Raw genomic sequence first — 19,049 nt, forward strand, 5'->3', positions numbered from 1 at the left:
CCCGCGGCGGAAGGACCAGCCCGATGACCAACCCCGAGGCGAACCCGGACACCCACGTGTGCGTCGATGGTGGCCTTCCGGGGCCGTGGGCCGAGCGGGAGGGTGGAGCTCCCGTCGAGCTCATCACCGCCCGCGACGTGCCCCTGGGCGGACCGCGTGCCATGAACGTGCGCCGTACCCTGCCGCAACGGCAGCGTTCGTTGATCGGCGCGTGGTGCTTCATCGACCACTACGGGCCGGACGACGTATCGGCCAGCGGCGGTATGGACGTGGCTCCGCACCCGCACACGGGACTTCAGACGCTGAGCTGGCTGTTCGAAGGTACCGTCGCCCACATCGACTCCGGTGGCAACAGCGCCCACGTCCTTCCCGGTGAGATGAACCTGATGACCGCCGGCGCCGGCATCTGCCATTCCCAGACCTCCACGGAGGACACCGACCGACTCCACGGGGTGCAGCTCTGGATCGCCCTCCCCGAGGAGGCGCGCAACCGGCCGGGCCGCGACTTCGAGCACTTCGTCCCCGAGCCCGTCACCTTCGACGGCGGTTCCGCGCTCGTCTTCCTCGGTTCACTGCTGGGTTCACAGTCCCCGGTGAGCATGTATTCGCCGCTGGTGGGGGCCGAGATCAGGCTCGATCCCGGCGCGGCCCTCGACCTGACGGTCGATTCCGGATTCGAGCACGGCCTGCTGGTGGACACGGGCGAGGCCATCACGCTGGAGGGCGTGCGCGTGCCCAAGGACGCCGTGGGTTACACCGGTGTGGGGAGCCGGAACCTGCGTATCGCCAACGGCGGTGACGAGCCGGCCAGGCTCGTGCTCGTGGGAGGAGCCCCCTTCACCGAAGAGCTCGTCATGTGGTGGAACTTCCTGGGCCGTACCACCGAGGAGATCCGGCAGTACAGAGAGGAATGGCAGAACCACGGTGAGCGGTTCGGTCGCGTCGAAGGCTACGTGGGTCACGGCGGCCCGGGAAAGAACCGCGAAGGGATGGGGTGGATCCCCGCCCCTGAACTGCCACCGGTCAGGATGAGGCCGAGGAAGAACCCACCGCCCCACGCACAGATCCAGGACTGAACCACCCCGGTCACCCACCCCGCCGGGCCGAGGCGCCGTCGTGCCAGCCATCGACCGGACCGGCACGATCCCCATGGAGAGGTCTTCGCCATGACCGAGCCACAGACCGACAAAACCGGCGCTGTCGTGCATATCGCCCTTGACGAAACGCGCGCCATCAGCGCCTATACCGTGACCCTGGAGGACGGCACCCTCGCGGGCCGCGCGGACTTCATCGACCCGCCGGAAGGCGAGGACGAACGCGTCTTCTTCCACACCGAGGTCTCACCGGAGTTCGGTGGGCGGGGTCTGGGCGGACTCGTGATGCGCCAGGCCCTGGCCGACAGCGTCCGCAGGAACATCACCGTCGTACCCGTGTGCCCACTGTTCGCCAAGTACCCGAAGGAGCACGGCGAGGAGTACACGGCCCAGGGCGGCAGGTTCCGCAAGCCGAGGCCCGCGGACCTGCAGCTGGTCCAGAAGACGACCGAGGAGCAGGCATGAGCGCGGAGCGTCCCTACATCGACAAGGAACACCCCACGGTGTACAAGGCGCTCGGCAAGGCGGCCGTGGCCTCCCGGGCCGCTTCGCACGAGGCGAGTCTGGGCGATGACACCATCGAGCTGATCAACGTCCGGGTGTCCCAGATCAACGGGTGCCCGACCTGCCTGAGCATCCACGTTCCCAAGGCCCGCAAGGCCGGGGTGAAGCAGAGCGTCCTGGACGTGCTGCCGTCCTGGCGTGAGGCCGGCGTGTTCACCGACATGCAAAAGGCCGCTCTGCTCCTGGCGGAGTCCCTCACCGTCATCGACCCCACCGTCGATCGGCAGGCGATCAACGCCCGTGCGGCCGCCCACCTGACCACCGCCCAGATCTCCGCGGTGGAGTGGACGACCACGCTCATCAACGCGTTCAACCGGGTCTCGATCGCCAGTGGTCATCCCGTGATCACACGATAGGGAAAGCGATTTCCACCGCTGTAACGCCCTCCCTCCGTGAGGTGCGCTACAGCGGTGGGTCCCCTTTCCGGAAGCCCACCTTCTCCAACAGGGCGACGTGCTCGGCACACAGGGTTCGGGGCAAGGCGGTCACATCCGAACGGGGCTCCCGACACGGTGGTCTGCCGGCCCTCAGCAGCCCTGAGACGATTGCTGCCGCGCGCCTCTCCTACGGGCAGGGAGGGTCCGGACAGGTCGAGGACGGCTCTTCAGGCCTCCCGTCTCCCGGACCTCCCGACCGTATTCAGTGCGGTGACGGCGGCCGTTCCAGACCCAAATGGCCCCGAAGCGTGTCCGCCTCGTACTCGCGACGGAACAGCCCTCGCTGTTGCAGGACGGGAACCACATGGTCCACGAAGTCCTCGATCCCGCCCGGCAACGACGGCGGCATGAGGTTGAACCCGTCCGCGCCACCGTTCTCGTACCACCGGGTCATCCGATCGGCGATCTGCTCGGGCGTTCCGACCATGGTGCAGTGTCCGCCGCCGGCGGCCAGACGGCCCAGCAGTTGCCGCACCGTGGGCCGTTCGGAGTCGATGATGCGCAAGATGGTCTCGTAGCGTCCCTTGGGACCGGTGAACTCCTCCAGTGACGGCAGCTCGGGAACCGGCGCGTCCAACTCCCAGTCAGAACAGTCCTGTTCGGTGAACAGGCCCAGCTGCCGCAATGACTCCTCGGTCGGCAGCAATTCGTCCAGTTCGCGCTGCTTGGCTCGGGCCTCCCGTTCGGTGGAACCGACGTAGGTGACCAGTCCGGGCATGATGGCGACGGACCGAGGGTCGCGGCCCGCCTGCCGGATCCGCGCCTTGACGTCGCCGTAGTAGTCCTGGGCGCTGGGCAGGTCATAGGCCACGGAGTAGATGGCCTCGGCGCGGCGGGCCGCCAGCGTGCGTCCCTGCTCCGACGAGCCCGCTTGGAACAGCACCGGGTTGCCCTGTACCGGGCGCGGCACGTTCAACGGTCCGTCGACCTGGAAGTGCTCTCCCCGGTGGCCGATGGGGCGCACCAGGTCCGGGTCCGCGAAGACCCCGTCCCGGTCATACTGGAAGGCCTTGTCGCTCCAGGAGTCCCACAGCCCCAGCACCACCTCCACGAACTCCTCTGCTCGCGCGTAGCGCTCCTGGTGCGCGGGCATCCGCTCGTATCCGTGGTTGCGGGCCTCGGTGTCGAACATGGACGTCACCACGTTCCAGCCCACTCGTCCTCCGCTGATGTGGTCCAGGGAGGCCAGCAGGCGTGCCGCGTGGAAGGGCGTGTAGAACGTGCTGGAGACGGTGCTGACCAGACCGATGTGCCGGGTGGCCCGGCTCATAGCCGCCAGAGTGGTCAATGGTTCGAGGAACCACCACGGGCCACTGGCGACGTCGCCTGTGGCGTGGCCGTCGGCGAAGAACACCGCGTCCAGGCGGCCGCGTTCGGCGGTGCGGGCCAGTCCTTCGAAGTAGGTGATGTCACCGATCCGTTCGGCCGGCGAGTCGGGGTGACGCCAGGCGGCCTTGTGGTGACCGCAGCCGAAGATGAACAGGTTGAGGTGCATCCGGCGGTCGGGATCCTGGTCGGGCGCGGGAGCGGAGGCCATCAATTCATCACCAGCCCGCCGTCGACGACCAGATTCTGACCGGTGACCGCGCGCGCCCAAGGGGAGGCGAAGTACAGGGCCGCGTCGGCGAACTCGGCAGGGGTGGTGACCCGGCGCAGCGGTGTGGAGGAGGCGATCATGTCGAAGACGCCCTCGGGGGTGGCGGAGCTGGCGTCGGTGGTGCGCAGCAGACCACCGGAGACCATGTTGACGGTGATGCCGTCGGGGCCCAGGTCATGGGCGAGCGTACGGGTCAGCGACAACAGCGCCGCCTTGGCCGCGGTGTAGTCGTGGTAGGGGACCACCGGGTGCTGGAACAGGTTGGTGCCCACGTTGATGACCCGACCGAACCCCTGGCCGCGCATGGAGACCAGGGCGGCTTGGACGGTGTTCAGTGCGCCGTGGACGGTACCGCTGAACTGCTGGTCGAGGTGTTGTGGGGTGAGCGTGTCGGCGTGAGGCCGTGCGTCGCCGTTGAAGGAGAAGTCGGCGAGCGCGTTGTTGACGACGGTGGAGATGGAGGAGCCGAAATGGCCCTCCGCGGCTTGGACCATCGCGGCGACCTGTTCGGGATCGCGCACGTCCGCTCGCACGGCCAAGGCGCGATCGGGGTGGGTGGCGGTGAGCTCGCCGGCTGCTTCGGCACTGTGGAGGTAGTTGATCACCACACGGGCGCCTTGCCCCAGGAAGGCCTGGACCAGCCGGGACCCGAGCCCTCGGGCCCCGCCGGTGACGACGACCGTCTGCTGGTCGATGGGGAGCGCGGTGCGGGAAGAACTCATCGGTGGCCTTTCTGACATGGGCGAAGGCGTCCCTTCGACCACCGATACCACCGGCCGTGTACGGACATCCCTTCGCCGGTATGACCCGGATCAGGTTCGACGGGTGTTATCTCAGCCCGAATCAGTGGATTCAGGGCACCCCGTGTCACTGCCGATCAAGGTAGCCCATAGGCACCGTCTCGGGCCACCGGCCGGCACCTCGCTCGTCTCCCGCTCGACGTCAGAGGCGAGCAGCGTCCTCTCGCTATGACCGCTGAGGACAAGATTTCCGCCCTCGCTGAGCTCGAACGCGTTGAAGATGGCCTGGGGACGTAGCGTCGAGCAACTTCACCGGTTCGGATTCGTTCGTCTTCTCAGCGAACGCGACCCGGCCGCGCGGGCAGCCACCCCTCCCCGCTCAGGAGGCCGAACGCAGCAGAGGCGGTGTGAGCAACGAAGAGCCTCCTTTGCGGTACAGGGCGGCCGGACGCCCCGCCCGCTGGGCGCGCTGCCCCCCGCTGGGTTCCACGAACCCCTCCGCCTTGGTGACCTTGCGTCGGAAGTTGCTGGGATCCAGTTCACGCCCCCAGATCACTTCGTAGACCTCCCTTAGCTCGCTGAGGGTGAACGGTTCGGGGCAGAAGACCGTGGCGACGGTGGTGTACTCCAGCTTCTCCCGAACGCGCTCCAGCGCATCGCCGAGAATGCGGTCGTGGTCGAAGGCCAGGAGGAGGGGACCTTCCAGGATCTCCCCCACCGGCACCCAGTGGGCATGGGCCGCGTCACTTCCTCCCACGGCTTCGGGCAGGTCCGCCCCCAAGGCCAGGTAGGCGATGGTGACGACCCGCCCCCGCGGGTCACGGCCGGGATCGCCGAAGGCACCGAGTTGTTCCAGGTGAAGCCGAGAGCCGTCGATCCCGGTCTCCTCCAAGAGTTCGCGCCGAGCACCTTGGTCGAGGGTCTCCTGTCTTCGGACCCTCCCGCCGGGCAAGGCCGAGCACCCTTGGAACGGCTCCTCCCCTCTCTCGATCAACAGGACCATCAACGCCCCGTTCCTGATGGTGAAGATGGCCAGGTCCACCGTGACCAGGGACAACCCCACGTCAACGGCTCGCGCCAAGCGCTCGTCCACTACGCCCCCCTTAAAGGTCATCTTGACTTTAATCATCCGATCCACTTATGGTCATCCCGACCTTAACTGGATCGGCACAGGAGAAGTGCATGTCCATCACCGCTCACGTCTCTCCATCCCCTGTCCTTCGCCCTCCTCCGGAACAGGAGGAACCGACCGGGGCCACCCGTCACCTCTGTGCCGGTGTGCACATCGACGAGGACTTCCGAGACCTCGTCATCAAACAGGTGTGTACGGCCCCTTCACGACGCGCGGCCCCCTCCTACGAATTCGACCTCGTTCCGGTGATGCGCCACGCGTGGTTGTCCCTGCACCTGACCTCGTTGTCGAGGTCGGGGTTGCTCACCGCCCTCGCCGCGCCCTACTTCTGGGGGTTGACGGTGACGACCCTCTTGGTCGCCGGTGGATACGTACTTCTCGTACTCCTTGACCACGCCTGGCGGATCTCCAAGGAGCTCACACGACCCGAAGAGCCCTTACTGACGAAGAAGAGGCGCAAGCGTCGACCGAAGTTGCCTTCCAGGTCCAGCTGGAAGTACGGGGAGGAGAGCAAACGTCTCAAGAACACTGGCGCGTTCGCCCTGGTCCTTGCCCTCGCCATGATGGTCCTGGCCTTCTCCCATCCCATTCAGGGAACTCTGGCCCTCTACCTGGGCTGCGCCGTCGCCCTCCTCACCGCGATCGTCGGTGGTCTGCGCCAGGCGTGCATCAACCACGCTCACAAGGCCACCGCTCTCAGACCCAAGCGCCTCTCCCATCGGGAGAAGGTCGTCGACGAGCAGCAGAAGCATCCCTGTGTGGTCTATCAGCGCCCCGCCCACAAGAAGGACGGCGAGGACGAAGATGCGGGTGTGTTCACGCTCTTCGGTGAGGAATCACCCTTCATCGGAGCGGGGGAACTGATCCACCAGTGGAATCCACCCATGAGTGTCCAACTCCTGCGCAAGGGAAGCGACGACAAACCCCTGCACGAACGGGAACACCGGCACCCGCCCTTCAAGCCGCACGAACTGATGGACCACCTGCGCGCGGCCGTCGCCGACCTTCGGGAGGACCATGAGAACGTCCGTCTTCCGGCGCAGGTACGCGACCGTATCTACGTCTCCCATTCGGACGTGTCCACTGACCGCTCCATCCTGCGGGAATCGGTGGATCCGGTCGCGATGCGCCGGATCATCGACCGACAGGACTCCGCGCACCAGCACTTCCTCGAAGTGAGCGTCCCCGACGCGGGAGGAGAGCTGGTCGCCACGGTGCTGCTCCAGGTAAGGGTGCGTGGCCGAACGCTGAGCCTGGCGTTCGCGGCCTGCGCACTGACCCGTAATCCGGACGACTTCCGTAAGGCGGAAGAGTTCGGCCAGCACGGAAAACGGGCCATCGTCAGTGCCGCTTGGCACGACCTGTTCCGCCTCCCTCGCCACATCCGTTCACTGGGGCGCATCACCCGTTACCCGTTCTACCTGGCCAAGGCCCTCTCCGGCCTCCTACACCGGGCCTTGGTGCTCCGCGGCATCGACTTCACCCTCGTTCCTCGACGCAATATCGGGATCGGCAGTCGAATCAGCGTTCGCCAGGAATTGGCGGAGGACTGGAGCAAGGTCCAACTCGACAAGACCACGCTTCTCGGCCACATCAAGAACGTCGAACAGCGGCTGCTCAAAGCCACCAGCGACTTCCTCGACTCTCACGGTGTCGACGTCTCCGACTTCGATGATCGCGCGCTACAGATCATCAACAGCGGCATCGTCAACATGGGCGGAACCAACGACTTCACCAACACCGCGGTCGGCGACCAGGCGCACCAGCAGACGCAGAACCCTCCTTCCACCCCCAATGACTCACAGAACGGGAAAGCCGCATGAGCCTCCACCAACCTCCGAACAACAGTGGCATCGTCAACATGGGCGGAACCAACAGCTTCACCAACACCGCGGTCGGCGACCAGGCGAAGATGATCACGCCCTCGGACCCCACACGGCCCTCCCAGGTACGCACCTCCTCGGCGCACTCCGAGTCCGACCAACGGAAGGACGTCGGAATCGTCACGATCCTGCCCGTGGAGACACGAGCGATCCTCGACGAACTGGGACTGGAGCGGCCCCGCAAACAAGAAGGCCTGTTCTTCAGCGCCGGTGACGTCTCCACCGAAAGTGGTACGGCGAGCGTGGTGGCCACCCAGACCCTCGGTCCCGGGCAACGCTCGGTGATGTCGGCACTGGACCATCTGCGCCACCATTTCTCCCCACGTCTGTGGGTCCTGGTCGGCATCGGAGGCGGACTTGGGAGCTCCCCCAGCCGCGCCGGCGGTGGCCGTATCGGTGACGTCATCGTCTCGACCCGGATCGTCTACTACGACTCACGCAAGATCACGGCCGGCGACCGCGTTCAGCGCCGTGGTGAGGAACGGCAGGCACCGGCCCGCGTCGTCCACGCGGCGAACGCCTACTTCACCGACCGGGGAGAGCCGGCGGTGATCCGCGGCCGTGTCGACGGGCACCGTAAGCGCAGCTTCGAGGTCCACCATGGCCTGATCGGTTCAGGGGAGGCCGTGATCGCCCACGAAGACGCCGAAGAGCGGCAGTGGCTGAAGCACTACAACGACAAGGTCATGGCCGTGGACATGGAGTCGGGCGGGCTCAGCCAGTTCTGGCAGGAGAACTCGGTGCGCGATGAGGGCAACCCGGACTGGGTCGTGGTTCGGGGCATCTCGGACGGAGCGGACGCGCAGAAGGACGACGACGCCCATGCTCTGGCCGCGCACAACGCGGCGCACGTCGTCCACGAACTGCTCCCGTATCTACTCTGACCCGCTCTGGTCCCCAGCGATCCGAACAAGGGAAGTGATCACATGGTCGCGTTCGTCCTCGGTGTGCTCAGTTCGATCCTGGCCACGATGATCCTCGTCCTCGTGGGGTGGATGCGATCCTCCCGCCCTCGTTGGTGGCTGGTGGCCCTACTCGCCCGGCTGACCGGAACCGGTGTGCACCGCGTGTACCGACGGCAGTCGTCGGCGGAGAAGGATGTGGCTCGGGATCTGGCGCGGGCTCGCTGGGTGAGGGTGTTGACCGGCCGGGGCAACACCCTCACCAGGGACGTTTTCACGCCGTTGTGGTCGGATACCACCGGCCGGGTCGAATCCGTGCGGGTGCTGCTGCCCGATCCCGACGCGGTTCCCGGCGAATGGCTGGCGCTTCGGGCCGCGGAGCTGGAACCCATCGACCCGGGGTTCACCCCCGATCTGCTGAGAAACCAGATCCGCGCCAATACCTCCTATCTGAGCTCCGTGGCGAAGGGCCGGGAGGGGATCGAACTCCGCCGATTCGATCTGCCTCATCTGTACCGCGTCATCGTCACGGACCAGGCCGCCTACATCACCTTCTACGACCGGGGTAGGCACGGGCGGCACTCCCCCTGCCTGTACGTGCGTGCTCCGGGTGTGCTCTACGAGGCGGCCCTCCATTTCTTCTCCACCACCTGGGCCGGTTCACAGGCGGTGCCGACGGAGCAGAGCCCCGACACGGGAGCACCGAACAGCTGAACAACCGGCCAGAGGAGGAGAGGAATCACGGCCCTCATTCCAGATGAGCGCGTACCGCTTCACGGATCTTGTCGGCGTGGAGGTAGATCTCGTCGATCGATCCCAGCGGATGGCGGGTCTCGTTCTTCTCCGCGTCGAAGGTGCCGAGGTACTTCTTCGACTTGGCGTTGAAGTGCAAACGCGCGATCGGCTTACGGTTGTTGTCGTCCAGCAGGATCGCGAAGTAGCTCTTGGAGTCCCGTTGTGCGATCCGCTGGGGTTTGACCTCGCTGCACGCGATCGCCTTGACGACCTGGTATCCCTCCAGCTCCTCCAGGGTGGTCTCGATCCCGGTGCCTCGGACCAGGTCCTCCTCGGCGACCTCCGCGCTGTCGATCGACGCCGAATCGGACTGGGGACGTGTCGTCTCCAAGGCCTTCTTCAGCCGGATGTTGACCTGGTCGTCGAGGAAGGTGGACGCGGCCTCTTGGACCAGCGGGGTGAACTGCTCGCGCGCCCGCTTGGTGAAGGATCCGTCATAGACGCGGCCGGCGAAGAACTTGACCCACTCGTCCTCGGGCTCCTGGAACTGTTCCGCCAAGGTGCGTTTGATCGCGCCGATGTACTTGAGCTTCTCGGCGGCGTCGATCACCGAATTCAGGTCGAAGGACGACTTGGTGAGTTTGCGCAGTTCGGGAAGGAGGCTCTCGTCGACGTCACCGAGGTCGAGCACCATGAACGGCCTGGAGTCCATCCGGTTCGGCGCGTCGAGGTCGGTGTAGAACTGGTATTCGACGCCGTTGGTGAGGACGGCGATCCGCGCGTTGGTGACGGAGAAGTACCGGTACAGCTGTGAGGCGTTCTCGATCGTCAGAGTCCCGTTCGACTTCTTGCATTCGATGAGCATCTGTACTTCGTTGTCGCGCATGATGGCGTAGTCGACCTTCTCCCCCTTCTTCACCCCCACATCGGCGGTGAACTCGGGGACCACCTCACGCGGATCGAAGACGTCGTATCCGAGGACCGTCGCGATGAAGGGCATGACGAAGGCGGTCTTGGCCGCCTCTTCGGTCTGAGTCATCTCCCGCTGGTTCTGCACCTTGGTGCTGAGAGCGGAGACCTTCTCGGAGAATTCCATAGCGACCTTCCTACGAAGTTCGGCCGGAGAACCAGGCAATCGGAAGGATCGATGTCAGAGGCAGGGCTTGTTCTCACGACGGGGCCGCAGGGACATGCGGATTCAGGACAAGCTTCGCCTCTGGGGGCATTTCACCCACCCCGGTAAACCGGGAGGGCTGCTCCGTCGTCTTGATCATCAAGGACATCGATCACTTCACAGATAGCACCATACACGGACTGCTTGTGAATATAGTTAACAATTGAATCTCGGTGCGGACAAGGCGCACTCTGGCCCACTGACCTTCGACGACACGTCCCGCAGCGGTGTCGCAAGGGAGGGCGTCCACCCGAGACGAACAACCCTGGTCGGCATCGAGCCACGGGTTCAAGGACCGCCCGAGACTCAGACCCGGTTCCACTCACCGCAGCCGCTCGTCTCGAAGGCCACGTCCGAACCGCTGATGGTCACGATCTGGCTGCCGCCGCCGAAGTTGTTGGCGATGATGGAATCCAAGGAACCGTCGGTTCCGGACAGCCTGGCCCAGTAGCAGTTCGAGGTGCCCTCGGAGCGGTAGGTTCCCGGTGAGATCTCGTCGCCCACCAGGAAGGTCCCGGAACCGGGAAAACTGTTCTCCTCGGCCTCGGTCTCCAGGTCGGTGACCTCGCCCTCCCTGGTGTCCAGGTCCTCTTCTCGCTGGTCCAGCTCTTCGGAGCGTTCGTCCAGATCGCCTTCACGGTCGTCGAGCTCACCCTCTCGGGTGTCCATCCCTTCCTCCCGGTCGTCCAATCCGTCCTCGCGTTCGTCCAGCTCCCGGAAGGGGCGTTCAAGCTGTTCCACCTCTTCGCGCAGACCACTGATGGTGTCCTGGTAGTCCAGTTCCTTCTCCAGAGCCTGTTCCAGGTCGGATCCGGCCGACTCGTGCCGTTCGGACAACTCCAGGTAGACCGGTGTGCGCTCCGGCACTCGCGACGACCACCCCAGGAGGGCTCCCACGCCGAGCGCCCCGACCACGATCAGCACCAGGGGCAGCGGCGGCCTTCTACGGCCGCCCTCCCGCACCTGGTCGAGTGCACCGTCCTCCGTGCGCACCGAATCATCGGCCATGGCAGATCACCGCTTTCCCGGTGCCGTCCGCACCGAATTCCGAACCGGAAAGGACTCTTGACTCACTCGGACGAGGGATTGCGAACCAGAGCCTCAACGTCGAAGGCCCACGGCCCGGCTCAGTCCAGGTCGACGCGGACTCCATCGGCGAAGCCGCCCTGTCCGTTGACCAGCATGTGGTCGACCTCGAAGTCGACCGGCACGTCGTAGGCGAGCACGCCGGTCTCTTCGGAACCGGGGTTGGTGTCGAAGCCGAACAGCGTGGAGGCCCACAGCTCATACCGGTACATGGAACCGGCCTCGTCCATGAGGACCTGGTCTCGTTCACCGAACGACCGCGGCTCACCGCTGATGTTCTTCACCGTCAACTCAACGGTGACCCACTGCCCCGAGGGCTCCTCGGCGAAGAACTCGTCGAGCTGCGCGGTGGGGACGTCGTACTCGATCGCGTGCACGATGATCTCCCAGTCTCCGTGCTCGATGCTCTCTCCCAGGCTCGGGGGCGTTTCCTCGGGCTGCGCATCTTCCGCGCCCTCGTCTTCCGTCTCGCCTCCACCGCCCTCTTCGTCGGTACCGGTCGGGGCGTCGGCCACCGTGGTGTCACCCCCGTCGTCGGTGGTGGACACCAGCGCTCCGAGGAAGAGCAGAGCGAAGAAACCCATCACGCCCATGCCCAAGCACCCGAGGCATCCGAGGCATCCGAGGCCGAACTTGGCACCGGTGGACATGCCCGGTCGGGGACCGGGAGCGGGTCGACCGTGGGGGTAGTGGCCGTAACTCATGGGATCACTCCGGTCTGGTGGATGTGGATACCGGCGGAGTCGACTCCGCCGAGGATCGGGAGCGAGGCGGGAAAGACTCTTTATCATCGCTTCACACAACATACACCATGTATATGTGAACCTAGTTAACCCTATAGTGTTCACATACGACACCAGCTCAAGGAGTTCCCATGCGCAGTTGCCTCGGCCTCGTCACCGCCACCCTCGGCCTGCTCCTGACCGGCTGCGATGAAAACGAGACCGTACGCCTGGAGCCTCTCGCCCCTTCTCCTACGCCGGCGGCCATCACCCCCGCGATCTCCCCGCCCTCCACCCCCATCGGCCACCGGGGCGCGTGAACGGCCCCGTCCGCACCAACAGGTGGCCTCGACAGCACCAAGACGAGAGCACGCAGCGCGGAAGGATCGTCCGGCCCATGTCCACAAAATCGGAACGCCCCGAGAAGGTGAGTCACGAATGCGGAGCACGCCGGAGGGCGGTCTCGCCGGACAGGTCGAGCGGAAACGCGAGGTGGTGGCGGATCGGTGGCCGGACTCGATGTCGAATACCGCCGGGTCATCCGCCGCGGGACGATCACGAATACGTTCGCCGGCCACCGGCTCCCAAGTACCCGCCGGGCCTCCGGAGGGCGAGCCGAGCGACGGTGTGTTCGATTACGAGGTCACCGATTCGCGCACTTCGGCCACCTACAACGATGATTCGTGTGGTGAGCAGTACTCCGCGTCGGGCGAGTACCACGTGCTCACCATCAGGGCGCAGAACGTGGGGTCGACGCCGGCCTACCCGCCGTCGGATTCCTGGGAAGGGGTGTACGCGTACTCCGAAAACGGCACCCAGTACTCCACGGAAGACAACATCTGCGCCTTCGCGGACGAGACCAACCCCGGCAACAGCACCGAGTACGAGCTGGTGTTCGACGTTCCCGAGAACACCGAACTGACCGTGATCGACCTGTCAGCGGAATCGGCACCCGAGGTAGCCGTGGTGGAGGTCCCTTGACGGGGCTTCGCAGGCGCCGTTCGGCACCTCCCCCGGCAGCTGGTGACCGACCCGGGCAAGGCATTCGGTGAAGCCGCCCTAGCCGCGTTTCACCCGACCTGTGTGAAACCGGCCTGGATGACCACCGGTACTCCCTGCCCAGAGGCCTCTTCCGGGGTTTCCACTGGAAAAGGTGACCGCCACCGTTTCCAAGGAGATCGCGCTGGAGGTCACCCGTCTCGACCACCGTCTCGATGGGCCTACCGGAACGGTCGACGTAGCGAAACCGGCCGCTACCGTCTCGGCCTGGCCTGACCCAAGGAACGCGTGCCCCGGGTGCTTCCGGTCGATCCTGTCGGAAGCACCCGGCCCGCTTCGGGCGGGCAAGGGCAGCGTCCTGTCTCTGTGGCGGCATCGCCTCATGACCGAGACCTGGGCCATGAAATCCCCATCGGCGGCGTGATGGAGGGTGGGTCACCCCAGGAGGACGCCGCGCGCGAGGTCGACGAAGAGACGGAACGGCGTCCAGGTACCGGGTTTCCTCAGTCCATGGTGCTCGGCCGGTTCACACCACCTCGATCCGCTCATCCCGTAGTCGAGTCCGGATACGCGAGACGAACCACGCCGCGGCGGCGGAGGCCAGCAGACAGTAGGTGCCCAGGGTCATGACCTGGGCCGGGTAACCGACGCCGGCGTCGATCAGTAGCCCGGTGACACCGGGACCCGCAGCGGATCCCAACACCAGGACCGCCACGATGATCGACCGGATGGAGCCCAGATGTTCCACCCCATACACCTCCGGCCACACCGCCCCGAACAGGCTCAGGGACAACCCGTTCGTGATCCCGTACAGCAGCATGAACAGCACGACGCTCCATGGCCCTTCCACCGTCGCCAGGACGAGCAGCCCCAGGCCGAGGGGAACCAGGTAGAAGGGGACGATCCGCAGTGCGGTGAGGCGGTCGACGAGGACGCCTCCCACCAGGTTGAACACCACGGTCGTGACCGCGTAGACCGACAGGGCCGAGGCGAACAGGGCCGGGGACCACCCACGCAGTTCGGTCAGGTACGCCTGGTGGAAGAACACGGTGTTACCGACCAGAGCCGGTGCGGCCATGGCGGCGAGCAGCAGGTAGAAGTAGGGGTCCCGCAGAGTCTGACGTCGTGTCCAACCGCGGACCCCGGTCACCGGTCGACCATCGACCGCGCCGGTCTGCGTACGCTTCCAACGCATGAGAACGGACATCGGCCACACGAGCAACAGGAGCAGCGCGGCCACGATCCACCACGCCTCCCGCCATCCCGCGACGGCCAGGAGGGCGACGATCGCGAGCGGCAGCACGGCCTCACCGACGTTCAATCCCAGGGTGGCCACCGAAGTCGCACGGCCACGTTCCCGGTCGAACCACCGTCCGGTAAGGGTGAAGGAGGTGTGGGTCATCATGCCCTGCCCGAACAGCCGCAGGACGAACAGGGCCAGGAAGAGGATCCACACCTGCGTGGCCAGCGCCATGATCGCGGCACCCAACGCCAGCATCAGCGTGAGCGCGGGAACGATCCGCCCGGCGCCGTGACGGTCCACCACCTTGCCCAGTTGGGTCATCGCCAGGGCACCGGCCAGGGTCGCGAGCATGAACAGGGAACCGAACTGGCCGTGGGTGAGGTCGAGGTCCTGGCGGATGTCGGCGGAGAAGAGGGAGACGAAGAAGGTCTGACCGAAGGCGGAGAACAGGAAGAGGGCGAAGCAGCCCAGCAGCGGTCGCCGGTTGGTGGTCAGGAAGGATAGGTAGGCACGCATGTCAGTCCGGTATCCGATCGGTCGACGCCATGGCGAACACGGCGTGATCGTCGTGCCGGTTCACGTCGTGATGAGCCACCATTATCCGGAGGTCCCACCCGTGCCGAGAGGGCACCCCACCCTCGACATGGGCCGCGGTGCCGAACGCACTCCGGTTCGGCGGAACTTTCCGCCAGAGTCGGTTGCACGGCGTGTGTGCGGCCGTTGTCCGTCCGGGTGTCCGGACACGGTCAGTCCCACCAGAAGTTCCAAAGGGGACGTTCGATCAAGGCTTCGGCGTAGGCTCTCAGTCGGTGCGGAGGATTCTGCAGGATGTTGTCCGGGCAGAACGCGAAGTGTTCGGCCGCCACGCGCAGAGCCTGATCGATGTCGGTGGGTGGGGCGGCCACACTCAGGGTCAGGGTGTCGAACCCCAAGCCCAGAACTCTCGCGCCGAAGCGGCGCTCCCAGTCGGCCACCACGCAGGCGAACACGGCCGTGTCATTGTCGTAGTTGAGCGGCCCCGTCCATCCGGACTCGGTCATCGCCTCGGCCCCCGACCTGGCTCGGACCAGCCCCAGTCTGTAGCCGTGCCTGTACTCCACGAGGAGTTCGGCGTATTCGCACGCCCTCTGCTCAGCGGCTCCTCGCTGAACGCCATGGGCGGGCGCCCGGCCCGGCCAGAGCCCGAACGGCGCGGTCTCCAGTGACTCCGGAGGGGCAACACCGTCCTTGACGTGAGCGTGCTCGTTCCACCACGTGGTGAGCAGTTCCTCCGGGTCATGCTCAGTGAGACGGGAGAACCCTGAGACGGTCAACTCCTGTGACTCCCATGGTCGATCGGGTTCGTGGTGACGCCCATCCAGCAACAAGGGCCACAGACCGAAACGGGAATGTTCGGCGAGCATCCGAGACCACAGGCCCGATGAAACCGGAGCGTCACTCAGCCATAGGATCGGCTCCCCCTGAGCCGGGGACACCATACGGCCGGCGGGAAGCTGGAGGGATCGTGCTTCTGAGAGTTCCATGGTCGTCGACTGTAGGGCTCCCCTGCGACAGTCCCCTGGGTGCGGAGAAGAACCACCCGGCCCCGTATGGCAGCGCGACCCCGTTGGAAACGGACCAAGGGCCGAGGCTTCTAGGGTTGGGCGCTGATCGACACCGAGGGCGATCTCGCTCTGGTTCAGGGGCTGGACGTATTGGGCATGAGCCGGTTCCGCTTCCTGGTGAATAGCCGCGAAGCGTTCCGCGGTCTTCTGAAGGTGTTCGGCATCGCCGGGGAGAACTGCGATGGGGGTCCTGGCGACATTGGAATAATTCAACGAAGAGGGCTCCGCTTCCGTCTCCAAGGTGTCGGTCGAAGAGCACGGTCGATGACTTCGTGGGACCTTGGGAACGGCTTGGGAGAAGTGGTGAAGGACAGATCATGAGGGTGTGGTGGGACGGGCCCGACTGTCCGCGGTGGTGCGCGCGGCGCTGTTTCTTCCTTTGGCCGGCTGCGGGCTGTCTTCGGGCACGAATCATTCCACGGCTGATGCCACCACCCACAACGGGTCGAGCCGATGAGTTGGCTGTGGGGGTCCCGGAGGAGGCTCGGCTCATCGACACCGTTTCGGTACCTGTCGGTCTTGCCGCTCCCCTGGGAGGACGGCTCCGCGGCGCTGGCGGGGGAACAGGTGGGGAGTTGTGGCGGTACCGCGTAGTGGAGGATGCCCGCGCGGTGTACGCATCGCATTCGGGAGACTATCCGGCCATCGAAGTCGAGCCCCCGGGGAAGGACCCGCGTTGGTCGAACTCGAACCACTCACGGACGAGGTGCTGCGAGAGGCCGAATCGAAGGGGTCCAGCGGCGGTGACATCGGGATCGATGAGGGCTCCTTCAGCCAGAACGTGGCCGGTGGTGTGAGCGCCGCCGGTGGTCCGGTGTTGAGAGCCCTCTCACTGGGGACCGGTGAGGCCCTGTGATTTCGTGAAAAGCCCGCCGAGTGCACGGCGGTCGACGGTCCGAGCGTGGCGTTTTGAAGAGGACTTCGGCCCTTCCGAGCCCGACCTGGGCCCGCCTGAACGCCGTTACGATCCTCTATCCGAAACGCGTGGTCAGGCGATGCCAGCTTCGGTCAGGAAGGGGCTCGGTGCGCCGTGCCAGGACATGTGCAGGTGGTCGCGTGCCCTGGTGCACACCACGAAGAGCAGACACCGCTCCGCCATCATGTCGGCCTTGTGCTGGAGTTCGTCCACCTCTTCGGGGGTGATCGCCTTGGGGTTGGGCACCGCTCCGTCGGAGACCCCGACCGCGGCGACACACCGGAACTCCAGGCCCTTGAGCGAGTGCATCGTGCCCACGCGCACACCGGGGGTCTCCTCGTCGGCTCCACGTAGATCGCGCGCTTGGATCCCGGCCTCCTTCAGGGCGGTCACCACGTCCTTGGCCACCCACCGGACCCGGGTGGCCACCGCCACCGATGACGGTTCCACCCCGGCGTCGATCCACTCACGCACCCGTTCCACGAGCCCGTCCAGTTCCTGCTCGTGGTCGGCGGCGGCGTAGGTGGTGGGCCTGGGTCCTTGGAGCGCCGAGCGGTATCCGGCCAGGGACTCGGTTCCACCGTCGGCCAGAGACTCCACCTTCGACCCGTCCAACAACGGCCGGGACCAGGTGAGGATCTGCTGGGTGCTGCGGTAGTTGCGGCGCAGCCGCTGGGAACGGCCCACCACGTTGATGCCGAGGGTCTTCAGGGAGACCTTCGCGTCGTAGATGCGTTGGTGGGGGTCACCGGCGATGAACAGGTCGTCGGGCGCGGGCGTCACGGCGGCGCGCAGGAACCGCCACTGGGCGGGGTGCAAGTCTTGGGCCTCATCGACCACCACGTGTCGGAAGCGCGGACCTCGTTCCTCCAGGACTCGGGCAGCCAGGTCGCAGCCGCGAAGGTGGGTCTGCGTCCCGTCGGCGTCCAGACCGGTGGTGAAAGCGGTCATGGCCTTCCACACCCGTTCCCGCTGTGCAGCGGCGAGACGGCTTCCCCTTCCGCTACGGGTGGCGTCCTGATACTCCTCCAGGGTGTCCAGACGCTGGGCGAGGACGACGTGCCGGTACTCCTGTTGGAGGAACTCGGCGTTCCACTCCAGACCTTGGTCCTGGACGATCGTGCGCCAGCGGTCGAGCTCTTGGACGTCACTGATGAACCGCGGGGCACGCCCACCGTTCTCCTCGGTCAGGACCTTGCTGGCCTGGAAGTTGACGGTGGTGATGTCGAGCCGCTCCATGTGTGCGGGCTCGTCGACGAGTCGACGGATCCCCGTCCCCAGGGCGTCGGCGAGGGCGTTGGTGAAGGTGGTGAGCAGGATGCGTTCGTCAGGGCGCAGGTAGGTGAGCAGGTGTTTGACCCGGTGCATGGCCACCACGGTCTTTCCGGTGCCCGGTCCCCCGGTGACCTGGTAGCTGCCGGGGTAGCTGGCCTTGTAGGCGACCTTGCGCTGCGCCGGGTGCAGGAAGATGCGCCAGGCAGCGAAGGGTTGGGAGAGGATCTCCTCCAACTCGTCCAGACCCGAGACCAGACGCACACGGGTGGGTGTGTTGCGGATGGCGGTGTCCATGTCGCCGCTGACCGGGCCGGAGGGGCGGTGGGCGACGATGTCGCGCCAGACCTCCTCCACGGAGAATCCGGCGGCCAGGTACTGCAACACCTCGGCTTGGTCCTCGGGCAGGAGCGGAACGATGCCGGGGAGAGCGTCGGAATCCACGACGGTGCGGGCCGCACGCAGCACCTTCTCACTGAGGCCCAGGGTGCGGAGGTCCCCGTCGGAGACCTGGGCGAACAGGCCCTGTCCAGCGGCGGCCGGATCGGTCTTCTCCTCCAGCCCGGAGGTCAGGCGGTCCAGCCCCTCGTCGTCCCAGATCTCCACCGAGCCGGTGAGCCGGTTGACGTCGGCGTCCTGTTTGTTGGCCCAGTCGTAGGCGGGGTCGTGGTTCATGACCTTGAGCAGGACGTAACTGTCACCGCTCGGCGGGGCCAGGACCACGCCGCGGTAGAAGTTGTCCACCTTGAAGGTGAAGATGTCGCGGCTGCGACGCGCTTTGGGCGGTTTGAAGTTGAGGCCCTTGTCGGCCTTCAGCTCGGCCGGGGTGAGCAGGCCGAACTTCTCCATGGCGAGCCGGACGTTCTTGCGCGCCGACGGCGGAAGCTCGTCGTACTCTCCGCTTTCGAAGAACTGCTGTCCCAGGAAGAGCTGAGGCATGGGGGAGGTC

At 65.9% G+C, this 19,049-nt stretch carries 18 protein-coding genes and 1 riboswitch; of the genes, 9 read left to right on the forward strand and 9 right to left on the reverse strand.

What is annotated here, in order from left to right; translation table 11 throughout:
• Positions 1-23: 23 nt before the first annotated feature.
• From NLI01S_RS03700 to NLI01S_RS03710, 3 genes are all read left to right on the forward strand, one after another.
• Positions 24-1,076, forward strand: a complete 1,053-nt coding sequence (locus NLI01S_RS03700) for a pirin family protein (RefSeq protein ID WP_067599132.1) — start codon at positions 24-26, stop codon at positions 1,074-1,076.
• Between the two features lie 90 nt (positions 1,077-1,166).
• Positions 1,167-1,559, forward strand: a complete 393-nt coding sequence (locus NLI01S_RS03705; protein WP_067599135.1) for a GNAT family N-acetyltransferase — start codon at positions 1,167-1,169, stop codon at positions 1,557-1,559.
• Positions 1,556-2,014 (forward strand): carboxymuconolactone decarboxylase family protein, encoded by a 459-nt coding sequence (locus NLI01S_RS03710; protein ID WP_067599138.1) that lies wholly within the window; start codon positions 1,556-1,558, stop codon positions 2,012-2,014. Before NLI01S_RS03705 ends, NLI01S_RS03710 begins: the two co-directional genes overlap by 4 nt.
• Before the next feature lie 283 nt (positions 2,015-2,297).
• Here the strand turns inward: NLI01S_RS03710 and NLI01S_RS03715 are convergent, their stop codons facing one another.
• From NLI01S_RS03715 to NLI01S_RS03725, 3 genes are all read right to left on the reverse strand, one after another.
• Positions 2,298-3,632, reverse strand: coding sequence for an LLM class flavin-dependent oxidoreductase (locus NLI01S_RS03715; RefSeq protein ID WP_067599141.1), 1,335 nt, complete (start codon positions 3,630-3,632; stop codon positions 2,298-2,300).
• A complete protein-coding gene (locus NLI01S_RS03720; protein WP_067599144.1) occupies positions 3,632-4,414 on the reverse strand; it encodes a 3-oxoacyl-ACP reductase in 783 nt (260 codons plus the stop codon). Before NLI01S_RS03720 ends, NLI01S_RS03715 begins: the two co-directional genes overlap by 1 nt.
• 50 nt (positions 4,415-4,464) lie before the next feature.
• Positions 4,465-4,567: riboswitch (TPP riboswitch) on the reverse strand.
• Positions 4,568-4,811: 244 nt separating this feature from the next.
• Entirely contained in the window at positions 4,812-5,546 is a 735-nt protein-coding gene (locus tag NLI01S_RS03725; RefSeq protein ID WP_067599147.1) for an NUDIX hydrolase, read from the reverse strand.
• Positions 5,547-5,614: 68 nt separating this feature from the next.
• On the opposite strand from NLI01S_RS03725, the gene NLI01S_RS03730 reads away from it, so the two are divergent.
• From NLI01S_RS03730 to NLI01S_RS03740, 3 genes are read left to right on the forward strand one after another with little or no spacing between them, the layout of a single operon-like run.
• Positions 5,615-7,387, forward strand: a complete 1,773-nt coding sequence (locus NLI01S_RS03730) for a hypothetical protein (RefSeq protein WP_067599150.1) — start codon at positions 5,615-5,617, stop codon at positions 7,385-7,387.
• Positions 7,384-8,331, forward strand: a complete 948-nt coding sequence (locus NLI01S_RS03735; RefSeq protein WP_067599153.1) for a 5'-methylthioadenosine/S-adenosylhomocysteine nucleosidase family protein — start codon at positions 7,384-7,386, stop codon at positions 8,329-8,331. The genes NLI01S_RS03730 and NLI01S_RS03735 overlap by 4 nt, the downstream gene beginning before the upstream one ends.
• Positions 8,332-8,373: 42 nt before the next feature.
• Positions 8,374-9,063: a hypothetical protein gene (locus NLI01S_RS03740; protein WP_067599156.1), complete on the forward strand. Its 690-nt coding sequence runs from the start codon at positions 8,374-8,376 to the stop codon at positions 9,061-9,063.
• Positions 9,064-9,097: 34 nt separating this feature from the next.
• Here NLI01S_RS03740 and NLI01S_RS03745 read toward each other — a convergent pair whose 3' ends face one another.
• From NLI01S_RS03745 to NLI01S_RS03755, 3 genes are all read right to left on the reverse strand, one after another.
• Complete coding sequence (locus NLI01S_RS03745; protein WP_067599159.1) at positions 9,098-10,180, reverse strand: type I restriction endonuclease; 1,083 nt, start codon at positions 10,178-10,180, stop codon at positions 9,098-9,100.
• 384 nt (positions 10,181-10,564) lie between these two features.
• Positions 10,565-11,266, reverse strand: a complete 702-nt coding sequence (locus tag NLI01S_RS25570) for a hypothetical protein (RefSeq protein WP_067599162.1) — start codon at positions 11,264-11,266, stop codon at positions 10,565-10,567.
• A gap of 119 nt (positions 11,267-11,385) precedes the next feature.
• Positions 11,386-11,937: a DUF4352 domain-containing protein gene (locus NLI01S_RS03755; RefSeq protein WP_190318350.1), complete on the reverse strand. Its 552-nt coding sequence runs from the start codon at positions 11,935-11,937 to the stop codon at positions 11,386-11,388.
• A 281-nt stretch (positions 11,938-12,218) separates the two neighbouring features.
• Between NLI01S_RS03755 and NLI01S_RS25575 the strand changes: the two genes are divergently transcribed.
• Both NLI01S_RS25575 and NLI01S_RS03760 read left to right on the forward strand, forming a co-directional pair.
• Positions 12,219-12,386, forward strand: a complete 168-nt coding sequence (locus NLI01S_RS25575; RefSeq protein WP_157090942.1) for a hypothetical protein — start codon at positions 12,219-12,221, stop codon at positions 12,384-12,386.
• Between the two features lie 307 nt (positions 12,387-12,693).
• Positions 12,694-13,047 (forward strand): hypothetical protein, encoded by a 354-nt coding sequence (locus tag NLI01S_RS03760; RefSeq protein ID WP_157090943.1) that lies wholly within the window; start codon positions 12,694-12,696, stop codon positions 13,045-13,047.
• 544 nt (positions 13,048-13,591) lie between these two features.
• On the opposite strand, the gene NLI01S_RS03765 is transcribed toward NLI01S_RS03760, so the two are convergent.
• Both NLI01S_RS03765 and NLI01S_RS03770 read right to left on the reverse strand, forming a co-directional pair.
• Positions 13,592-14,824, reverse strand: a complete 1,233-nt coding sequence (locus NLI01S_RS03765) for an MFS transporter (RefSeq protein ID WP_067599171.1) — start codon at positions 14,822-14,824, stop codon at positions 13,592-13,594.
• Positions 14,825-15,054: 230 nt separating this feature from the next.
• Positions 15,055-15,831 (reverse strand): DUF4253 domain-containing protein, encoded by a 777-nt coding sequence (locus NLI01S_RS03770; RefSeq protein ID WP_067599174.1) that lies wholly within the window; start codon positions 15,829-15,831, stop codon positions 15,055-15,057.
• Between the two features lie 757 nt (positions 15,832-16,588).
• Here NLI01S_RS03770 and NLI01S_RS03775 point away from each other — a divergent pair.
• Positions 16,589-16,768 (forward strand): hypothetical protein, encoded by a 180-nt coding sequence (locus tag NLI01S_RS03775; RefSeq protein ID WP_067599177.1) that lies wholly within the window; start codon positions 16,589-16,591, stop codon positions 16,766-16,768.
• A 132-nt stretch (positions 16,769-16,900) separates the two neighbouring features.
• Here NLI01S_RS03775 and NLI01S_RS03780 read toward each other — a convergent pair whose 3' ends face one another.
• Positions 16,901-19,039 carry a UvrD-helicase domain-containing protein gene (locus NLI01S_RS03780; RefSeq protein ID WP_067599180.1) on the reverse strand — a complete coding sequence of 713 codons (2,139 nt, stop codon included), beginning with the start codon at positions 19,037-19,039 and terminating at the stop codon, positions 16,901-16,903.
• Positions 19,040-19,049 lie beyond the last annotated feature (10 nt).

Origin of the sequence: Nocardiopsis listeri NBRC 13360 (assembly GCF_001570765.1) — a bacterium.
Taxonomy (GTDB): Bacteria; Actinomycetota; Actinomycetes; order Streptosporangiales; family Streptosporangiaceae; genus Nocardiopsis; species Nocardiopsis listeri.

Coding starts and splice junctions, on each gene's coding strand:
- NLI01S_RS03735 (WP_067599153.1), top strand. CDS start 7,384: ATGAGCCTCCACCAACCTCCGAACAACAGTGGCATCGTCAACATGGGC.
- NLI01S_RS03730 (WP_067599150.1), top strand. CDS start 5,615: ATGTCCATCACCGCTCACGTCTCTCCATCCCCTGTCCTTCGCCCTCCT.
- NLI01S_RS03755 (WP_190318350.1), bottom strand. CDS start 11,937: ATGGGCGTGATGGGTTTCTTCGCTCTGCTCTTCCTCGGAGCGCTGGTG.
- NLI01S_RS03700 (WP_067599132.1), top strand. CDS start 24: ATGACCAACCCCGAGGCGAACCCGGACACCCACGTGTGCGTCGATGGT.
- NLI01S_RS03725 (WP_067599147.1), bottom strand. CDS start 5,546: ATGACCTTTAAGGGGGGCGTAGTGGACGAGCGCTTGGCGCGAGCCGTT.
- NLI01S_RS03720 (WP_067599144.1), bottom strand. CDS start 4,414: ATGAGTTCTTCCCGCACCGCGCTCCCCATCGACCAGCAGACGGTCGTC.
- NLI01S_RS03780 (WP_067599180.1), bottom strand. CDS start 19,039: ATGCCTCAGCTCTTCCTGGGACAGCAGTTCTTCGAAAGCGGAGAGTAC.
- NLI01S_RS25575 (WP_157090942.1), top strand. CDS start 12,219: ATGCGCAGTTGCCTCGGCCTCGTCACCGCCACCCTCGGCCTGCTCCTG.
- NLI01S_RS03715 (WP_067599141.1), bottom strand. CDS start 3,632: ATGGCCTCCGCTCCCGCGCCCGACCAGGATCCCGACCGCCGGATGCAC.
- NLI01S_RS03740 (WP_067599156.1), top strand. CDS start 8,374: ATGGTCGCGTTCGTCCTCGGTGTGCTCAGTTCGATCCTGGCCACGATG.
- NLI01S_RS25570 (WP_067599162.1), bottom strand. CDS start 11,266: ATGGCCGATGATTCGGTGCGCACGGAGGACGGTGCACTCGACCAGGTG.
- NLI01S_RS03765 (WP_067599171.1), bottom strand. CDS start 14,824: ATGCGTGCCTACCTATCCTTCCTGACCACCAACCGGCGACCGCTGCTG.
- NLI01S_RS03745 (WP_067599159.1), bottom strand. CDS start 10,180: ATGGAATTCTCCGAGAAGGTCTCCGCTCTCAGCACCAAGGTGCAGAAC.
- NLI01S_RS03710 (WP_067599138.1), top strand. CDS start 1,556: ATGAGCGCGGAGCGTCCCTACATCGACAAGGAACACCCCACGGTGTAC.
- NLI01S_RS03770 (WP_067599174.1), bottom strand. CDS start 15,831: ATGGAACTCTCAGAAGCACGATCCCTCCAGCTTCCCGCCGGCCGTATG.
- NLI01S_RS03705 (WP_067599135.1), top strand. CDS start 1,167: ATGACCGAGCCACAGACCGACAAAACCGGCGCTGTCGTGCATATCGCC.